This is a genomic window from Streptomyces sp. NPDC053432 (assembly GCF_055585365.1).
In genome coordinates this window covers 1-1491 of record NZ_JBVJKF010000059.1, presented here as the reverse complement: position 1 = coordinate 1491, position 1491 = coordinate 1, and the positions used below count along the sequence as shown (strand labels likewise).

The window sequence follows — 1491 nt, the reverse complement described above, 5'->3', positions numbered from 1 at the left end:
GCGCGATCGCCTGCGGCGACCCTTGACAGGCCGTCCCGCCACGGAAAGACAAGGACTGCCGGGAAACCCCCAAAAGAACGGGCCGGGCGGAACAGCCCATAAGCGGCCCGGCCAGAGATCCGCGAGGCGGTGGGGCAGGCCGAACCCCTCCCCGAGCCGCCACCTCGCCCCTCCGGGCGGGCAGGCGACCGAGACCCCTCCCCACCTCGGCCACAAGAGCCTGACCGGCAGGAAGGGCGCCACAAATCGCTACGCGCTCCTCACCGACGGCGCCTGCGACCCGTCCGGGGCCGGTCACGCCCCAGATCGCTACGCGCTCCTCATTGACGGCGTCCAACGACCGTCTGGGGCCGGGCATAGGCCGCCAACGGCCACTACAGGCCCCTCGACGACCGCGTCTGCGGGCAGGCTTGGGTAGAAAACGCCCTGGAGAGCGGTCGGGCCGAGCTGTAGTCGGGTCAGGGGCGTCAGCCCTTGTCGGCTCGCTTCCAGTCCTCGACGAGCAGTCCGAGCAGTACCTCGTCCAGGAACTCGCCCAGCACCCAGGCGGAGGAGCGCAGGACGCCCTCGCGGACGAAGCCGTTGCGCTCTGCGGAGCGCAGCATCGCGTCGTTGTCGGCCAGGGTCTCGATCTGCAGCCGCTGCAAGCCGCGCACCACGAAACCGTAGTGGCACAGCACTGCGACGACGTCGGTGCCGTAGCCCTTGCCACGGGAAGACGGCAGCAATCCGAGCCCGATGTGTGCGGACCGGTTGTGGTTGTCGATCCCCCACAGCGTCGCGGTGCCGACCAGCGTGCCGCCTTCGAGTTCCACCACGGAGAACGGGACGTGGCCCTGTTCCTTGTCGTCCACGACGAGCCGTGGGTCCTTCGACCCCGGTGTGATCGGCCGCCACGGGCCGCCCTCGGCCCGCGAGCCGTTGACCACGTCGTCGTAGAGCTCGGTCCGCAGGATCGGGATGTCGTCCTCGTGCCGGGCCCTGAGCCCGACCTTGCTGCCTCGAAGCATGCGATGTTCCTATCGGCCCGGACTCGCCGACGGCAAGCGATTAAGCGTCCGTCCCGGACGAGCCCAAGTCCGCCTGCAGACGCCGTCGTCGAGGGGCATGTGGTGGCCCTTTGCGGCCTATGTCCAGCCCCAGGCGGTCGTTGGACGCCGTCAAGGAGGAGCGCGTAGCGATCTGGGGCGTGACCAGCCCCGGACGGGGGTCAGACGCCGAGACGTGAGGAGCGCGTAGCGATCTGGTGCGCCCTTCCTGCCGGTCAGGCTCTTGAGGTCGAGGTGGGGAGGGGTCTCGGTCGTCTGCCCGGCCCGGAGGGGCGAGGTGGCGGCTCGGGGAGGGGTTCGGCCTGCCCCACCGCCTCGCGGATCTCTGGCTGGGCCGTTTATGGGCGGTTCCGCCCGGCCCGTTCTTTTGGGGGTTTCCCGGCAGTCCTTGTCTTTCCGTGGCGGGACGGCCTGTCAAGGGTCGCCGCAGGCGATCGCGAAG

At 70.0% G+C, this 1491-nt stretch carries 1 protein-coding gene; it reads right to left on the bottom strand.

From position 1 onward, the window contains the following. Positions 1-467 precede the first annotated feature (467 nt). A complete protein-coding gene (locus tag ACZ6Y1_RS37515; RefSeq protein WP_469640670.1) occupies positions 468-1010 on the bottom strand; it encodes a GNAT family N-acetyltransferase in 543 nt (180 codons plus the stop codon). Positions 1011-1491 lie beyond the last annotated feature (481 nt).